This is a genomic window from Streptococcus infantis SPAR10 (assembly GCF_000279535.1).
Lineage (GTDB): Bacteria > Bacillota > Bacilli > Lactobacillales > Streptococcaceae > Streptococcus > Streptococcus infantis_I.
Genome location: NZ_ALCH01000001.1, coordinates 237,938 through 253,698 on the forward strand (window position 1 = coordinate 237,938; position 15,761 = coordinate 253,698).

Genomic DNA, 15,761 nt, shown 5'->3' on the forward strand with positions numbered 1-15,761 from the left:
GGAGAAACTATGCTTGGAAGTATGTTTGTCGGTCTTTTGATCGGACTATTAGCAGGAGCTATCACCAATCGTGGAGAACGGATGGGATGCTTCGGGAAAATGTTCCTGGGTTGGATTGGTGCTTTCCTGGGTCAAATGCTTTTTGGAACTTGGGGGCCTATCTTAGCTGATACGGCTATCATCCCATCAGTTTTAGGAGCCATGATTTTATTAGCCATTTTTTGGAAAAAAGACAGCTAGTTTTAACTTGCTAGAACAGATAGAGAGGTTGGAACTGTTGAACTGCACCCCAAAAGCTAGACCAAAAAATCTATTTTGGGGTGTTTTTATTTTAAAAAATTATGTCTTATTCTTGCATTGACTGAATATTTATCGTATAATTGAATAAGCCGTAATTTTTTTACGGTTAAAGGAGGGATAGCATGTTACAAAAATTTAAGGTAAAAGGTTTTAAAAATTTTGCATCACAAATTGAGTTTGATTTAACAGCTGGAAATTATTCGTTTAATAATAGTATTGTAAAAAACAATATTCTTTCTACTGCGGTTATATATGGAGATAACGCTTCAGGCAAATCAAACTTAGGTTTAGCTATCATGGATATTATAACTCATCTAACAGATAATGAAAAAAATAGTAAGGATTATAAAAAACATTTCCTAAATTTAGAAACTATGCCTAAGTTTGCTGAGTTTGAATATACGTTTAACATTAGTAATCATATTGTCCAATATAAATATTGTAAAAAAAGTTACGATGACATTTTATATGAAGAATTATATATAGATGGTGATATGCTTATCTTGTATGATAAGGATGAACAAATCAAGACTATTAATTTAAAAAATGGTAATGAAATTAACTTTGATAAATTACGAAGCGATCAGTCACTAGTAAAACTTGCTTATATTTATTCAACAGGTATAGACAATGTTGAAGAATCAAAGGATGATATTTTTAATAAATTTATAGAATTCGTTGATTCAATGTTATCTTTTGATTCAATATATGGGAATCATTATCAAGGATATACAACAGGTAATGGTGGTATCGCAACAACAATTATTGAAAAAAATAAAATAAAAGAATATCAAGAATTTCTATCTGATTTGGGTATCAAATATAACTTATTTGAAAAGGAAGTCGACGATACTAAATATATATATGTGAAGTTTCCTTCAGGAAGAGAGGCTAACTTTTTTAGTATTATGTCGAAGGGAACTGTTGCTTTATCTCTATTTTATATGTGGTATATGCAAATGGTGGATGGTATTAATTTTATATTTATAGATGAGTTTGATTCTTATTTCCATCATGAAGTTTCTAGAAAATTAATTAAAAAACTTAAAGAATCTTCTAGTCAAATTATTCTAACTACACATAATACAGCCAATATGTCTAATGCAATTTTAAGACCTGATAGTTATTTTACTATTTCGCATAATAAAATTGCTAATATAGCAGATCGTTCAGGTCGTGAAATTCGTCAAGCACAAAATATAGAAAAAATGTATCGAGCAGGTAGTTTTGATAATGAGTAATATTTTATTTATTGTTGAAGGTGTGGTAGATGAGCCAAAATATATGGAACAATTTATCAAATATCACCAAGAATGTATGAGAAAAAATGGGAATAGTGTTACTCCAATTATTGTTCAGAGTTATGGAACATTAATATATGATTTATATAAAAAAATCTCTGAGAATCGGGTAGAGGATGAATTTGAAACTATTCCTCTTTTACTAAACATATTAAAATCAAAAAAAATAGAATATAATTCTAAATTAGAAGATTACGAGAAGTTTTCTGATATTTTTCTTTTTTTCGACTTAGATGCGCACCACTATTACAAGAAAAATGATCGGAATGATTTAGTTTATAAGAAGATTAATGAACTTTTGTCCATTTTTAATGAATCAACTGATAAAGGCAAGTTATTAATTAGTTATCCAATGTTTGAAGCAATTAAATGTTTTAATGATGATTGTATAGATGGATATGATGTCTTGCTACATCTATTTAGAATTTATGATGTTAAAGAGAGAGGTAGAACAACTTTTAAAGATAAATATAAAAATATAACTTCGAGTCAGTATAATAATCCGATTTATGATGAGTTGAAGATTGAAAAGCTAGTTAAATACTTTATTTACTGTTCATTGTCTTTAGTTGGTAATAAAAATGAAATTGCGAATTCTAGTGCTATATTTTCAAATCAATTTACAAAGTACATTAATCCGCAAGATAAAGTTGTCATTTTATCAGCATTTCCTCATTTTATAGTTGAAATATTTGGGATAGATCAATATTTCGAAAAAGAATGTCAATATAAATTAAAAGATATTTCATAGCGAGATTGGAATTTGTTACTGATTTGCAAAGAAAAAATATGTTATAAAAGACATGTTGAAGTGCTTTCCAAAAGTTAGAGAGAATTATTATTATTTTTGAATCACTCTTACAATATAAGTCATTTAATAGCTTGTATAATAATAAAGATTAAAGGAGGTTGGAATTGTTTCAACCTCTTTTTAAAGTGCTAGATAAAGTCCTTTGAAAGCACTCATCTAAGCTTAGCCACAGAGCTTTCAGTGACTGTTCCTTTTTATATTGCCTCAAGTATGGTACAATAAAAGCATGAGAATTCAACAATTACACTATATTATCAAAATCGTAGAGACTGGTTCGATGAATGAGGCTGCCAAGCAACTTTTCATTACACAACCGAGTCTATCAAATGCCGTTCGTGATCTAGAAAATGAGATGGGAATTGAGATTTTTATCCGAAATCCTAAGGGAATTACCCTCACACGCGATGGGATGGAGTTTCTATCCTATGCCCGTCAGGTTGTCGAGCAAACGCAACTTCTAGAAGAACGCTATAAGAACCCAATCGCTCATCGCGAGCTTTTTAGTGTGTCTTCGCAACACTATGCCTTTGTAGTTAATGCCTTTGTTTCCTTGCTCAAGAAAAGCGATATGGAAAAGTACGAGCTTTTTTTGCGTGAAACGAGAACCTGGGAGATCATCGATGATGTCAAGAACTTCCGTAGTGAAGTAGGGGTCCTCTTTTTAAATAGCTATAACCGGGACGTTCTTTCGAAGATGTTGGATGACAACCATCTCGTTGCCCACCATCTCTTTACAGCCCAACCCCATATCTTTGTCAGCAAGACCAACCCTCTTGCTAAGAGAGACAAGGTGCAGTTGGCAGACCTAGAAGACTTCCCATACTTGAGTTATGACCAAGGTACCCATAATTCCTTCTATTTCTCAGAAGAGATTTTGTCTCAGGAACACCACAAGAAATCCATCGTTGTTAGTGACCGTGCGACCTTGTTCAATCTCTTGATTGGTTTGGACGGATATACCATCGCGACTGGTATCCTTAATAGTAACCTCAATGGAGACAATATCGTTTCGATTCCACTTGATATTGATGATCCTATTGAACTGGTTTATATCCAGCATGAGAAAACTAGCTTGTCTAAGATGGGTGAACGCTTCATCGAGTACCTACTTGAAGAAGTTCGCTTTGATAAGTAATTTGAATAAATGAGAAGAGAAAAGAAGAATGACGACATTAAATACAAATGATTTTGATTTTCACTTGCCAGAGGATTTGATTGCTCAGACTCCTTTGGAAAAGCGCGATGCCTCTAAACTCTTGATGGTCAATCGCAAAACAGGTGAATTTCAAGATCGCCACTTTCACTCTATTATCGAAATGCTAGAGCCAGGTGATGCCCTGGTTATGAATGATACCCGCGTTTTGCCAGCTCGACTTCATGGTCAAAAAGAAGAAACAGGGGGTCATGTTGAACTCTTGCTCTTGAAAAATACAGCAGGAGATGAGTGGGAAGTACTGGCTAAACCAGCTAAACGTCTCAAGGTCGGCACCCGCGTTATCTTTGGTGATGGTCGTCTAAGCGCAGTTGTGACCGAGGAATTAACCCATGGAGGTCGTATTGTTCGCTTTGAGTATGAGGGGATTTTCCTTGAAGTGCTTGAAAGCCTTGGAGAAATGCCTTTGCCTCCTTATATCCACGAAAAGTTGGATGACCGTGAACGTTACCAGACCGTCTATGCCAAGGAGAGTGGTTCAGCGGCTGCTCCGACTGCAGGTTTGCATTTTACCAAGGAGTTACTAGAAGAAATCCAGCAAAAAGGTGTTCACCTTGTCTACTTGACCTTGCATGTTGGTCTTGGTACCTTTAGACCTGTTTCAGTCGACAATCTAGATGAGCACGAGATGCACTCAGAGTTTTACCAATTGTCTGAGGAAGCTGCAGCGACCTTGCGTCAGGTCAAGGAAAATGGAGGTCGCGTGATTGCCGTGGGGACAACCTCAATCCGTACGCTAGAAACTATCGGAAGCAAGTTTGACGGTCAAATTCAAGCAGACTCTGGCTGGACCAATATCTTTATCAAGCCAGGTTATGACTGGAAGGTTGTGGATGCTTTTTCTACTAATTTCCACTTGCCTAAGTCAACACTGGTCATGCTCGTTTCAGCCTTTGCAGGACGTGAATTGGTCCTCGAAGCCTACCAGCATGCTATTGACCAAAAATATCGTTTCTTTAGCTTTGGCGATGCCATGTTTATCTATTAAAGCTATTGAAAAATCAAAGAAGATATAAAGAGAGACTGATTCATTCTTGGATCAGTTTTTTGCTTGATCTTACACAAAGTTACCAAAATAGCTATTGAATTATATGGAAATAAATGATACACTGAAAACTACAGGTTAGCCGTCAAAAATATATGTAATTTCGGACTAGCCATTTTAGATTCAGACTAAACTGGGTCACCATTTCAAAAGGAGATTTTTATGAAAAACAAAACATTGCGTTACACTAGTCTTTCAGCTCTTGCTTTGCTGGCGGTCTTAACATTAGCTGCTTGTGGAGGAAATACTGAAAAAACTACAGCATCTTCAAGCAAAGAGGCTTCTTCTAAAGTAACTAAGGAGTCATCAAGTAAAACAGAAGCTAGTCAAAAAGAGGAGCAGAAGTCTGAGACAAGTTCTTCAAGCGCTACAGGTAGTCAAACTGAGACAAAGGCGGAAAATCAAAAAGATTATTCTAAATTCCTTGGAACTTGGGAGAATTATGCTGGAACAACTGCTACAGTCACAGCGGATGGAATCGTGACCATTCAAAGCTCAAAAGGCACCTTTAAATATGAGATGGACAAAGTAGAGGAGAAGGACGGTTACTATTTGACAGGAATTCATCTTGTTGGTGGTGGAGAAGGAGCACGCCTTATCTTTACCCCAGCAGGCGTAGCAAATGAATTAACTGGTACGGATGGTAGCCAAGACGTCTTGGCAATCGGCCAATCACCAAGCGACAAAGATAGTCATTTTTACCGTAATTAAGAATACCAGTAAGAAGTAAGGGTGTAGAAACGCTCTTACTTTTTTAATAGTTTTCGAAGCATAAAATTTTAAGCATTCAAATTTACACGACGTTTAAGTTGGACGATAAACCTGCCCACTTTGAAGCGCAAGTACTAAATCGCTAACAACACAAAAGCCCTGATGTAGGGCTTTTTTTACTTGCTAGTATAAGAAATCAATGCCGTAGTTTTCTTTTAGATAGGTTGCCAACTCGGCTTTTTCTTCCTCTCTAAATCGACAGAGGCTAAGAGCGAGTCGCAATATCAGGGCACTTGTATTGATGATAACATTTGACTTAGAAATATCTTCTAGCTGGGTGACCTCTCTCAGATCAAAATCTAAATAGTAAGCTTTGCTGTTGGTATGGTCAGGGTCACTGACATCCACTTCAACATAAGATGCTCGCAACAATTCTTCTTTTGGGATGAAAATTTCCTTGGAAAAGAAGAGCCCAGGATAGACATAAATACCTTCAAAGGTGAATTCAAAGGAGAGTCTGCGACTAGAAAGTCTTTTGATGCCTGCAATCGTTGCATAGATAGCAGTGAAAAAGAGGATGGTTGGTACCACAGTGAGAAGACTGAGCTGAGAAAAGTCGATCAATCCATGCGCGAGAAAAAAGAAAAATTGAAAGAATATACCTACCGCAAAAACTAGATAGCCGACACCGACAAATTTTGAATAATAGATTTTCATAGAAACCTCCAGATATAGAATTGAACTCTCCAACGCTTTTTCAGTAGAAGTCGTAAAGATCATGCAGAGTTAAAATTTTAGGTATTCCCATCATATCCTATGGAGCGAAGTTCTGTCAACCTTTTAGCAAGATGTGGCTCTTAGCTATCTTATGACCTAGCAAGTTGGTTTATGGTATACTAGGATAATAAAATTCCAAAATTTGAAGACTTGTTTTCATAAATAGAAAGAGGTCAATATGTTTTTTCTCGGACGCCGTCGTGTCTTTATCGGCGAATGCAATGGTCAGGCTGTTTATTATGACCAAAAGACAGGAGAGGCTTTAGCTGCTCCAAAGAGTAAGTTGCTCAATACTGAAAAAGCTGGTGAAACGAATTCTTTTATTCCTGAATTGGTAATTCTCTTACTAGTAGGTGGACCTGCAATTTCGGGCTTCTTTTCCCTCAAGTTTATTGGTGTCTATAACTGGTTCAGTCTAGCCTGTATTCTTCTATTTTGGTTGATGCAGTTTTCCTTGTTGGTTGCTATACTTGAACGAGCACTTTATAAAAATGTTCGAAAGGCCCAGCCAACGACAGAGAAAGTCTTTTTCTTTGCAGCATCTCATAATTTGTTTGTAAAAAACCAGTTTGATCCTAGACAACTGTCTGCTTTACCTTATCGATTTGCCCGCTTTGTAGTAAATATAGTGTCTATCTATTACTTTTTGTATTTCTTGATTCTTCCTCTAAAATTTGGCCAACCGATTGGTGATGAAGGCTATGGTTTGTGGTTTGCTGGCTTGTTATTCTTTTCAGTATTTCTTTTGTATAACCAAAACAATCCAGTTCGCTTTGTGAAGATTATGAGATTATACAGCCAAGGAAAAGTACGATTTAAGGAAGAAGTGGAACATTGAGAAACTATCTTGGGATTCTGCTAAATATCTAGAGAAAATCTTTTAGAAAAACAAAAAAGCCTTGTAAATCAAGGCTTTTTCCTGTTGTTTAGATGCCCCCTGCAGGCTCTTTGAAAGAAACTTAGAAAAATCTAAAATGAAATTATTTCAAAATGGGGTAAAAGCAAAATTTCCCTCCCTACTTTCTCAATTATTCCTAATTTTAGTTCCAAAAAGCTTCAATTCATAATCTAATTATAATATGGGTAATGGGTACTATCTTATTACATTCAGATTTTTGTTCTCTTCAAAGAGTTATGTAGGCTTTATGGTTTTAAATAGGTAAAAAGTTGAACTATAGTGAGTATTGTGTCATAATAGATAGTATATAAATCATTAATAGAATAGAAATAATATTTTCTTACCTTTACAAGTAGTATTGGTTAGACATTTTTTCGTCTCAATTGTACTTATCTCTCAAGTTTAGCTAGTTTTTATAAGCTCTGTTTTCGAATCAATAAAACAAATTTCAGAAGTGCAAAAGACAAGATGGTGACATTGCTACAGTCAGTCGCCATGTCTTGCTGGCACAGGCTGTTTGTGCCGTCAGCTATTTACCAGTCAATTTGATCAAAGGGCTTAATTATTATTTTTGAAAGGTCTTTTATGGAAAAAATTCTTTCTTTAGGTCTGACAGGTAAGAAATTACTTGTTCAGGGTTTCTTGTTTGTTCTGCTAGGTCTTATCTTGATGGTCACGGGAACTTGGTTGCCAGTGACGGTTATTCGACTGGTTCTGTTTTTAGCTTGGATAGCAACGGTCTTAGATTTAGTATTACGTATTTTCAAAAAAAGTCAGTCAACGGACACCTTGGGAGTTGCACTGGTTAAATTGTTAGTGATGGGATATTTGCTAGGCTCGAATCTTGCTACTGATGTGCCAATTTATATTTTGGCTCTTGTGATTGGAATTTCTCAGATTTTTCATGCTAGTATCAACCTTGTCACCTATGTTCTCTACCGCAAAAACAAAATTCGACCTCGTTTTCGTTTCTTACTAGATGGTCTCGTACTAGTTTTTCTTGGTGGGACTAGTCTTTTGTCCTCTACAGGAAATTCTGTCTTTCAACTCTTTGTATTAGGGGCTTATTTTTTCCTTTATGGTGTGTCCAATATCCGTGATGGTTTCTTGTTTGAGGAGGAAATTGGGAAAAACCATCTCAAACGTCGTGTCAGAATGAGCTTACCTATTGCCCTAGCCGCTCTCATCCCTGCAAGTACTTTAGCAAAAATCAATAAATTCATGCAGGAAAATGCTGATGAGGAAGAGGAAATCTATCTTGGAATGGTGAAGTTTGGTAAGACAGCAGATCTTGAAATTTTCGTTCATACAGCGGAGACTTCTCTATTTTCAGCTATTGGTCATGTGGACCTTTGTTATCAAGGACGTGTGATTTCTTATGGAAACTATGATCCGTCATCTGAGACCTTATTTGGTATGGTTGGAGATGGTGTTTTATATTTTTGCGACCGTGATAAGTACATTGACTTATGTAAACGGGAGAGTCAAAAAACGCTATTTGGTTACGGAATAGATTTGACACCGGAAATGGAAGAAGCGGTTCAGGAAAAATTAGCTGAATTAAAACAACTAACGATTCCTTGGGAGCCAAGCGCAGATAAAATTAAAACGGAAGATGGTAAGGAAGACTACACCTACGCTTATAAAATCAGACATGAGACGGATGGGGAACTTTATAAATTTATCAAATCTAAGTTTAAATCCTACTTTGTCTTATCTACAAACTGTGTGCTCTTGGCTGATACCATAGTCGGTCAGGCTGGCACCGATATCCTCTCACCCAAAGGATTTATCGCTCCAGGAACTTACCAAGCCTACCTTAATCGAGAGTTTGAAAAACCAAATAGTATAGTCGTATCTAAACATGTTTATTAAGGAGAATTTATGAACTTAGTAAAAAAATACACCCCGTTAATACTTTTTATAGGGCTGGTTGCTCTTGTAATTCTGAATGCATCGAGCTTTATATCAGGAGCAATCTCTCTCTTTGATGTAATATCAACCTTGATTTATGGTGCTGTTATTGCTTTTGTGCTCAATGTTCCCATGAAAAAAATTGAACAGTACTTAGTTAAATTGAAGGTAAAGGCAGAGTTGCGTCGTCCGATTGCCATGGTACTTGTTTTCCTAGCTCTTATCTTAATCGTGATTGCTCTTTTGGTTTTGGTGCTGCCAACCCTAGCCCAGACTATTAGTCAGCTGGGAACAGTCCTTTCAACAGTCCTTACTCAACTTGGGAAATTGCTAGGCAGCTCGGAATTTGTAACCAAAGACATGTTGTCAACTATCGTATCAGGAATTCAGGGACAGTCTAGCTCTATTAGCCAAGCTTTGATAGGTTTTTTATCAGGTCTGACTAGTAATATCGGCAATATTTTTTCAAGTTTGATGAATGCCTTTTTGATTATAGTCTTCACCTTTTTATTTTTATCCAGTAAGGAACATTTGGCAGCGATGACGAGTCGACTTCTAAAAGTTTTTCTTCCAGAGAAGGTGGTGATAAAGTTGACTTACATTGGACAAGTAGCACTAGAGACTTATGACCAATTTTTGATGAGTCAGCTGATTGAAGCAGTTATCATAGGAGTTATGATAGCGGTTGGTTACAGCGTGTTTGGGATACCCTATGGAGTAATGACAGGTATCTTTGCAGGAGTGCTATCGTTCATTCCTTATGTAGGGCCTATGATTGCTTGTGTTGTGGGAGCGATTTTTATCTTCACAGTGAGTCCTACTCAAGCCTTACTTTCTCTTCTTCTATATCAAGTTATACAGCTGATTGAAGGAAACCTTATTTATCCTAGAGTTGTAGGTCAGTCTATTGGTTTGCCAGCCCTTTTCACGCTTGCGGCTGCTAGTATTGGAGGCAATCTCTTTGGCTTACTTGGGATGATATTCTTTACACCCATATTTGCTGTTATCTATCGATTGGTTAAAGAATTTGTCGTTGCAAAGGAAAATCAGGTAGATTGAGAAAGACTGAATTTAATAAGATATACTAAGAAGAGAGTGAAAGATTCTCTTCTCTTTTATTTCTAAATGACTTGCTCTTGTTCTGTTGCGAAAATTTATGAATTCATAATAGCCCATTTTAATCTCTATGCGGATTGGCCATGTAATATGGGCACAAATTAGTATAGTTTAGTTAATTATAGACTAGCTCTGTACTGTAAAAAACAGTTGGTCTTATCAAATATTGCTAGCAATTGATTGAGAATAAATGATAAGTTTGATAAGGTTGGAAAACCTTTATAATGATTTGCTACAAAAAGTTATTTGACATCAAAAAAGCCTTGAAATCAAGGCTTTTTCCTGTTGTTTAGATGCCCCCTGCATGAATTTGTAAGAACTTTTCATATTGAAAATAAACAAAAGTGTTGAAATATAGCTGATTTTAGGGAAATACTTTTAGGTGTTTTCAATGTCAGGATTTAAAAATGGGGCAAAAGTGGGGCAAAAACGAATGACTCACATTTGGTTTGAAAACCTATAATACCTAATGATTATGCCATACTAGATATATAGTGTTGTTATAAATAAATGTCAGTGCGAGTTCAAATCGGGATACTGTCAATAATTATGTGTAAATACTCAAGTAGAGTTACGGAGTGTTAATCAAATAATTATTGACAGTATCGAATTTTTCTGGTAGAATGGCTTCGGTTAATGTCTAAATGTTGTGTAGTTTTCTATCAACATAGTCAGGAGGAAAGGAACTTATGCTAAAAAAATTTAATGAATTGTCACTGAAAGATAAGGCTTATCTAATTGGCGGTTTGATCTTATTAGTCATTGTGATCTGCTTTGGTCTGCTCAATCGTCAAACAGTAACTGTCAGTCTTGTCTTTACACAACTATCTGCTTCCTTGATTTTGGTGATTTTTACTTGTCTAGTAATCGGAATCATTGCTGGTAGTGTTATTGGTATTAGCTATCACCATAGCAAGACTCAAGATCTGAGAAGCCGCATTGCTGAAGCAGAAGCGACTATCAATATAAAAGACAAGGAGCTTGTCCAGTACGAGGAACAGGTGCAACAATTAAAACAGGAAGCCAAACAATAAGTGTAGAAATCAAAAAGTTCCAGAGTCAGGTGAGACTTTGGAACTTTTTTGGGATAAGAGTGTCCCGTCTTAACAGAGCAGGTGTTTATTAGCAAGGATGAAGTCGATAAACCGTTGGCTGGCTAAGGGAAGAATACTCCTATCTGTAAAAGCAATAGAAAAAGGTCGGCAAATAGGTGGTTTGGTACTGCGTTGGACAATATTATAATTGACTTTCCGACTCAGAAAGATGCAAAAGATTTTCAGTTATTTTTCATTACACAAGTTAATGAAAAATAAACATATGTGGCTTTCGTGTTAGATAAAGACCTTATTTTAATTTATTCTAACTATTCTCAGGATAACGACATGAATTTGTAAGAACTTTTCATATTGAAAATAAACAAAAATGTTGAAATATAGCTGATTTTAGGGAAATACTTTTAGGTATTTTCAATGTCAGGATTTAAAAATGGGGCAAAAGTGGGGCAAAAACGAATGACTCGTATTTTGTTTGAAAACCTATAATACCTAATGATTATGCTATTCTAGATATATAGTTTTGTTATAAATAAATGTCAGTGCGAGATCAAATTGGAGAATAAAATGGAAAAACAAATTTCTACGCAGAATGGAATGCGAAAAAGTGATAATTAAAGAGACAAAAAAGCTGAGAATATGATTTCCCAGCTTTTTTGAATGCGATAGAAATAGCAACTAGACTATTTACGAAAGGCCTCAATAATGTAGGTGAAGCCAGTAACTAAAACTGAAAAGGCAATGACATAAACGACAAAGACACCTGTAGCCGCTGGATTGAACAGAATCACTAGACCTAGTAAAAATTCAAGCAAGGCTACCCACGTGATATTGCTACCAATAATAGGGAAAATCAATCTTAGACGATTGCCTTTAAAGAAAGCAATAATGGCTTCTACAATTAACCAAATTCCTACAATGGTCGGAATGACGACCGGCAGGGTCACAAAGCCATAAGCAACGAGGTAAAGAGCTAAGAGAAGACTAACAAATCCTTGGAAAAGATAAACAGGTGAGCGAAGCTCTTTTGGTGCAGAGAAATAGCCTAAAATAGCTGCTATAGAAGAAACCAGTAAACCAAATGAAATCCACCAGCTGTAAGCAACAAGATTAGCTACTGGGTTTGTAAATAGGAAAAGTCCTAAAAGGACAAAAACAACTCCTGCAAGGAATAGCAGTAAACGATTAGAAAATTTCATTTCAATACCCCCTATATAGTATAGTTTTCTAATAAAACTATTATACTTATTTTTATAGAAAATGTCAATAAAATAAATAAACAATTTGGAAGTTTCAGTCTGACTTACAAAAAGAAAAGGAGTTTTCACTCCTTTTCACAGATTTAAGACAAAGTCCTTATAAAAGTGTCTTCTAAAGATTTTAACTTCAATCTGAAGCGAGGATATCCTCGCTTTTTTTATTTAATCTAATAGCTCCTTATTTTCAATTAAGAGCTCTAGTGGAGATTTATCCCTTGCTTCAATAAAACCAGGTTCATATTGGTTATGAAGTGTTCTTTTCTGAGAAGTTGGATCAATATACAACTCATCTCCATCTTCTGTGTATAGTTGGTTGCCTCTTGTTAAGTAAAGTAAATCCTCTAAGTACTGTCCATCAGTTTCTAGAAAATCTTCGATATATTTGACAGCTTTTAAAATCTCACTTACTTTATCAGAGTATTCATTAGATTCAAGAACACTCTTTTCTAACTCAATCTCTTTACTCGTTCCAAAGAGTTGGGTTGGAGTTGCATTAAAATATTCCGCTATCTTATCCAAATTTGCAAAGGTAGGATAGCTTTTTTGTTTTTCGTAATCAGAGATGTCTGGAAAGATTGCTCATAAAAAAATGTGGGGCAAATGATGGGGCAAATCAGTTATAGACAAGCAAAAAAGCCTTATAAATCAAGGCTTTTTCCTGTTGATTTAGATGCCCCCTGCAGGGCTCGAACCTGCGACCCATAGATTAAGAGTCTACTGCTCTACCAACTGAGCTAAGGAGGCAAATAAAAAGCTGTATTGGTGCCGAAACTTCACGGTTTGTATTGAACCCGCGCAATTAAGCAGGTGGGCAACTCGCTCTAACTGAAGCTGTTTCCGTGTGAGACGGCCTACATGCTGTTAGAAGACTTTTGTTTCCCTAATAATACAAAAAATAGTCGGTCAACACTTAAATGTGAAGTCGTACACCACAGCGTTTCTATGATTATATGATACCACTTTTTCAAAAAAAATCAAGGGAAAATTAAAAATTTTGAAAAGGATTTCATAAGTTTCGTAATTTATCAATGGTTTCCTTGCGTTGAGCCAGGGCACGTTCGTATTTTCCACTATCTTCTGGTGAGAAGTAGCTATGGTTGCGAATTTTTTCTGGCAAGTACTCTTGTTTGACCCAGTGACCTGGGTAGTTATGTGGATAGAGGTAGTTTTGGGCATTGCCTAATTCCTTGCTACCACTATAGTGGCCATCTCGCAGGTGACGTGGGATTGGTAGATGACCTGAGGTTTTAAGGTCAGACAGAGCCTTGTCCATAGCTACATAGGCTGAGTTGGATTTTGGAGAAAGGGCCAAATCAATCACAACATTGGCAATGAGGATGCGGGCTTCGGGGAAACCGATCCTCTGTGCTGCATCCAGAGCAGTCACGGTATGAATCTGGGCTTCGGGATTGGCCAAACCGATATCTTCATAAGCAATAACAGTCAAACGACGAGCTAGGCTAGGAAGGTCACCGGCCTCTATCAAGCGAGCAGCATAGTGGAGACTAGCATCGACATCGGATCCACGGATGGATTTTTGCAGGGCAGAGAGAACATCATAGTGTCCGTCTCCATCCTTGTCCATAGTGATGTAGCTTCTCTGAAGACTATTTTCCATAATGTCGAGTGTGATGTGACGGACACCGTCATCATTTTCTGGGGTGGAGAGAACTGCCAAATCAAGCGAATTGAAGGCAGAACGGAGATCTCCATTGGTAGATGTTGCGATAAAATCAAGGGCATCATCATCTAACTCAACAGGGAAATCAAAACCTCTTTCAGGGTCAGTCAGGGCTATTTGAACGGCCTCTTTAACATCTTGGTTAGACAAGGGTTCCAACTCAAAAATCTGAACACGACTGCGGATGGCTGGAGTGACAGAAAAGAAAGGATTTTCAGTTGTCGCCCCGATCATGATGACCAGTCCACTTTCTAGGAGAGGCAAGAGAAAGTCTTGTTTAGTCTTGTCAAGACGATGAATCTCGTCTAGTAGCAGTACAAGGCCACCTGAGAATTTAGCTTCCTCAGCGATTTCTTGGAGACGTTTTTTACTATCAACTGTCGCATTGAAGGTCCGAAAAGCATACTTGGTCGTTCCAGCGATGGCTGAAGCGATACTGGTTTTTCCGATGCCTGGAGGTCCGTAGAGTATCATAGAGGATAGGCGATTGGCTTCCACCATACGGCGGATAATCTTGCCTGGTCCAACTAGATGCTCCTGACCGATGACCTGGTCGATGGTTTTGGGGCGCATACGAAGCGCGAGATTGTCTGGCATAGCAGCCCTTTCTAACATGGATTTTCTGATACGAATGTGGTAATATGGTAGTATCTATTTTAGCATATTTCCGAGTATTCGGGGCGATTGAAGAGTCGTATAGAAAGAGGACAAAATGGCAACATATGGATTTTTAGATGTTTTACAAGAAGAGTTGGACAAGAACTTTCCTTTTGATTATGAGATTAGTTGGGACAAGCGTAATCATGCGGTTGAAGTGAGTTTTCTGCTTGAGGCGCAAAATTCTGCAGGGGTGGAGATGTTAGATGAAGACGGAGAGGTTTCGTCAGATGATATCCTTTTTGAAGAAGCGGTACTTTTTTACAACCCTGCCAAGTCAACAGTTAATGCAGAAGACTATCTGGCAGTTATCCCTTATTTGCCGAAGAAAGGTTTTTCTCGTGAGTTTTTAGCTTATTTTGCGCTATTTCTTAAAGATACTGCAGAGGTTGGACTAGATGCCCTCATGGACTTTTTGGAAGACCCAGAAGCAGAAGAATTCGTCATGGAATGGAACCAAGAAGTCTTTGAAGAAGGAAAAGTTGGATTGGAAGAAGGAGAATTTTATCCTTATCCGAGATATTAGGAGTCTAGCATGGAGCTAGAGATTTCTGATTTCACAGGCTGCAAGATTGCCTTACTTTGTGGAGATAGTGTCCTAACTATTCTGCGTGATGACAAGCCCAGCATTCCTTGGCCCAATATGTGGGAGTTGCCAGGTGGAGGTCGTGAAGGGGACGAAACTCCTTTTGAGTGCGTAGCGCGTGAAGTTTTTGAAGAGTTAGGGATTCATCTAACTGAAGATAACCTGCTTGGGAGTAAGGTCTACCCAAGTATGCTTTTTGAGAGGAAGCAGTCGGTCTTTATGGTTAGTCAGTTAAGTCAAGAACAATTTGACAGTATCGTCTTTGGAGATGAAGGCCAGGGCTATAAATTGATGAGCATTGATGAATTTCTTGGCTCAGATAAGGTTGTACCTCAGTTGCAAGAGAGATTAAAAGATTATTTAAAAGTAAGTGATTAGAAAGGACGGTTCGGTTAAATTTCTAAACTGAACCCGCCCTAAACACTGTGCCAAAAAGATAA

General features: G+C 37.0%; 16 protein-coding genes and 1 tRNA gene. 12 read left to right on the forward strand and 5 right to left on the reverse strand.

From position 1 onward, the window contains the following. The first annotated feature begins 9 nt into the window (after positions 1–9). The 6 genes from SPAR10_RS03225 (at position 10) to SPAR10_RS03250 (ending at position 5,381) form a co-directional block, all read left to right on the forward strand. The gene (locus SPAR10_RS03225; protein WP_004250730.1) at positions 10–240 is read left to right on the forward strand and encodes a GlsB/YeaQ/YmgE family stress response membrane protein; all 231 of its coding nucleotides are present in this window, start codon (positions 10–12) and stop codon (positions 238–240) included. Positions 241–422: 182 nt separating this feature from the next. Then, positions 423–1,541, forward strand: coding sequence for an AAA family ATPase (locus SPAR10_RS03230; RefSeq protein WP_004250732.1), 1,119 nt, complete (start codon positions 423–425; stop codon positions 1,539–1,541). Further along, positions 1,534–2,352 (forward strand): hypothetical protein, encoded by an 819-nt coding sequence (locus tag SPAR10_RS03235; protein WP_004250733.1) that lies wholly within the window; start codon positions 1,534–1,536, stop codon positions 2,350–2,352. The genes SPAR10_RS03230 and SPAR10_RS03235 overlap by 8 nt, the downstream gene beginning before the upstream one ends. A 286-nt stretch (positions 2,353–2,638) precedes the next feature. Then, positions 2,639–3,547 (forward strand): LysR family transcriptional regulator, encoded by a 909-nt coding sequence (locus SPAR10_RS03240; protein WP_004250738.1) that lies wholly within the window; start codon positions 2,639–2,641, stop codon positions 3,545–3,547. A 28-nt stretch (positions 3,548–3,575) separates the two neighbouring features. Continuing rightward, positions 3,576–4,613: a tRNA preQ1(34) S-adenosylmethionine ribosyltransferase-isomerase QueA gene (gene queA / locus SPAR10_RS03245; RefSeq protein WP_004250740.1), complete on the forward strand. Its 1,038-nt coding sequence runs from the start codon at positions 3,576–3,578 to the stop codon at positions 4,611–4,613. 219 nt (positions 4,614–4,832) lie between these two features. Further along, on the forward strand, positions 4,833–5,381 hold the full coding sequence (locus tag SPAR10_RS03250; RefSeq protein ID WP_004250743.1) for a DUF6287 domain-containing protein: 549 nt from the start codon (positions 4,833–4,835) through the stop codon (positions 5,379–5,381). Between the two features lie 183 nt (positions 5,382–5,564). On the opposite strand, the gene SPAR10_RS03255 is transcribed toward SPAR10_RS03250, so the two are convergent. Further along, entirely contained in the window at positions 5,565–6,098 is a 534-nt protein-coding gene (locus SPAR10_RS03255) for a hypothetical protein (protein WP_004250745.1), read from the reverse strand. Positions 6,099–6,336: 238 nt separating this feature from the next. Here SPAR10_RS03255 and SPAR10_RS03260 point away from each other — a divergent pair, with 238 nt between their 5' ends. From SPAR10_RS03260 to SPAR10_RS03275, 4 genes are all read left to right on the forward strand, one after another. Next, positions 6,337–6,996 (forward strand): hypothetical protein, encoded by a 660-nt coding sequence (locus SPAR10_RS03260; protein ID WP_004250746.1) that lies wholly within the window; start codon positions 6,337–6,339, stop codon positions 6,994–6,996. 645 nt (positions 6,997–7,641) lie between these two features. Next, positions 7,642–8,931, forward strand: coding sequence for a hypothetical protein (locus SPAR10_RS03265; RefSeq protein WP_004250748.1), 1,290 nt, complete (start codon positions 7,642–7,644; stop codon positions 8,929–8,931). Positions 8,932–8,940: 9 nt separating this feature from the next. After that, positions 8,941–10,029 (forward strand): AI-2E family transporter, encoded by a 1,089-nt coding sequence (locus SPAR10_RS03270; RefSeq protein WP_004250750.1) that lies wholly within the window; start codon positions 8,941–8,943, stop codon positions 10,027–10,029. A gap of 746 nt (positions 10,030–10,775) precedes the next feature. Then, entirely contained in the window at positions 10,776–11,120 is a 345-nt protein-coding gene (locus tag SPAR10_RS03275; RefSeq protein ID WP_004250751.1) for a lipopolysaccharide assembly protein LapA domain-containing protein, read from the forward strand. 701 nt (positions 11,121–11,821) lie between these two features. On the opposite strand, the gene SPAR10_RS03280 is transcribed toward SPAR10_RS03275, so the two are convergent. The 4 genes from SPAR10_RS03280 to SPAR10_RS03295 all read right to left on the reverse strand — a co-directional run bounded on the left by SPAR10_RS03280 (position 11,822) and on the right by SPAR10_RS03295 (position 14,675). Further along, positions 11,822–12,337: an HdeD family acid-resistance protein gene (locus SPAR10_RS03280; RefSeq protein WP_004250753.1), complete on the reverse strand. Its 516-nt coding sequence runs from the start codon at positions 12,335–12,337 to the stop codon at positions 11,822–11,824. 222 nt (positions 12,338–12,559) lie between these two features. Then, positions 12,560–12,973, reverse strand: coding sequence for a helix-turn-helix domain-containing protein (locus tag SPAR10_RS03285; protein ID WP_232672988.1), 414 nt, complete (start codon positions 12,971–12,973; stop codon positions 12,560–12,562). Positions 12,974–13,068: 95 nt separating this feature from the next. Next, positions 13,069–13,141: transfer RNA gene (locus tag SPAR10_RS03290), tRNA-Lys, on the reverse strand. Between the two features lie 262 nt (positions 13,142–13,403). Then, positions 13,404–14,675, reverse strand: coding sequence for a replication-associated recombination protein A (locus SPAR10_RS03295; RefSeq protein ID WP_004250757.1), 1,272 nt, complete (start codon positions 14,673–14,675; stop codon positions 13,404–13,406). A 115-nt stretch (positions 14,676–14,790) separates the two neighbouring features. Between SPAR10_RS03295 and SPAR10_RS03300 the strand changes: the two genes are divergently transcribed. Further along, positions 14,791–15,261, forward strand: coding sequence for a DUF3013 family protein (locus tag SPAR10_RS03300; RefSeq protein WP_004250758.1), 471 nt, complete (start codon positions 14,791–14,793; stop codon positions 15,259–15,261). A gap of 9 nt (positions 15,262–15,270) precedes the next feature. Continuing rightward, positions 15,271–15,699 (forward strand): NUDIX hydrolase, encoded by a 429-nt coding sequence (locus SPAR10_RS03305; protein ID WP_004250760.1) that lies wholly within the window; start codon positions 15,271–15,273, stop codon positions 15,697–15,699. The last annotated feature ends 62 nt before the right edge of the window (positions 15,700–15,761 follow it).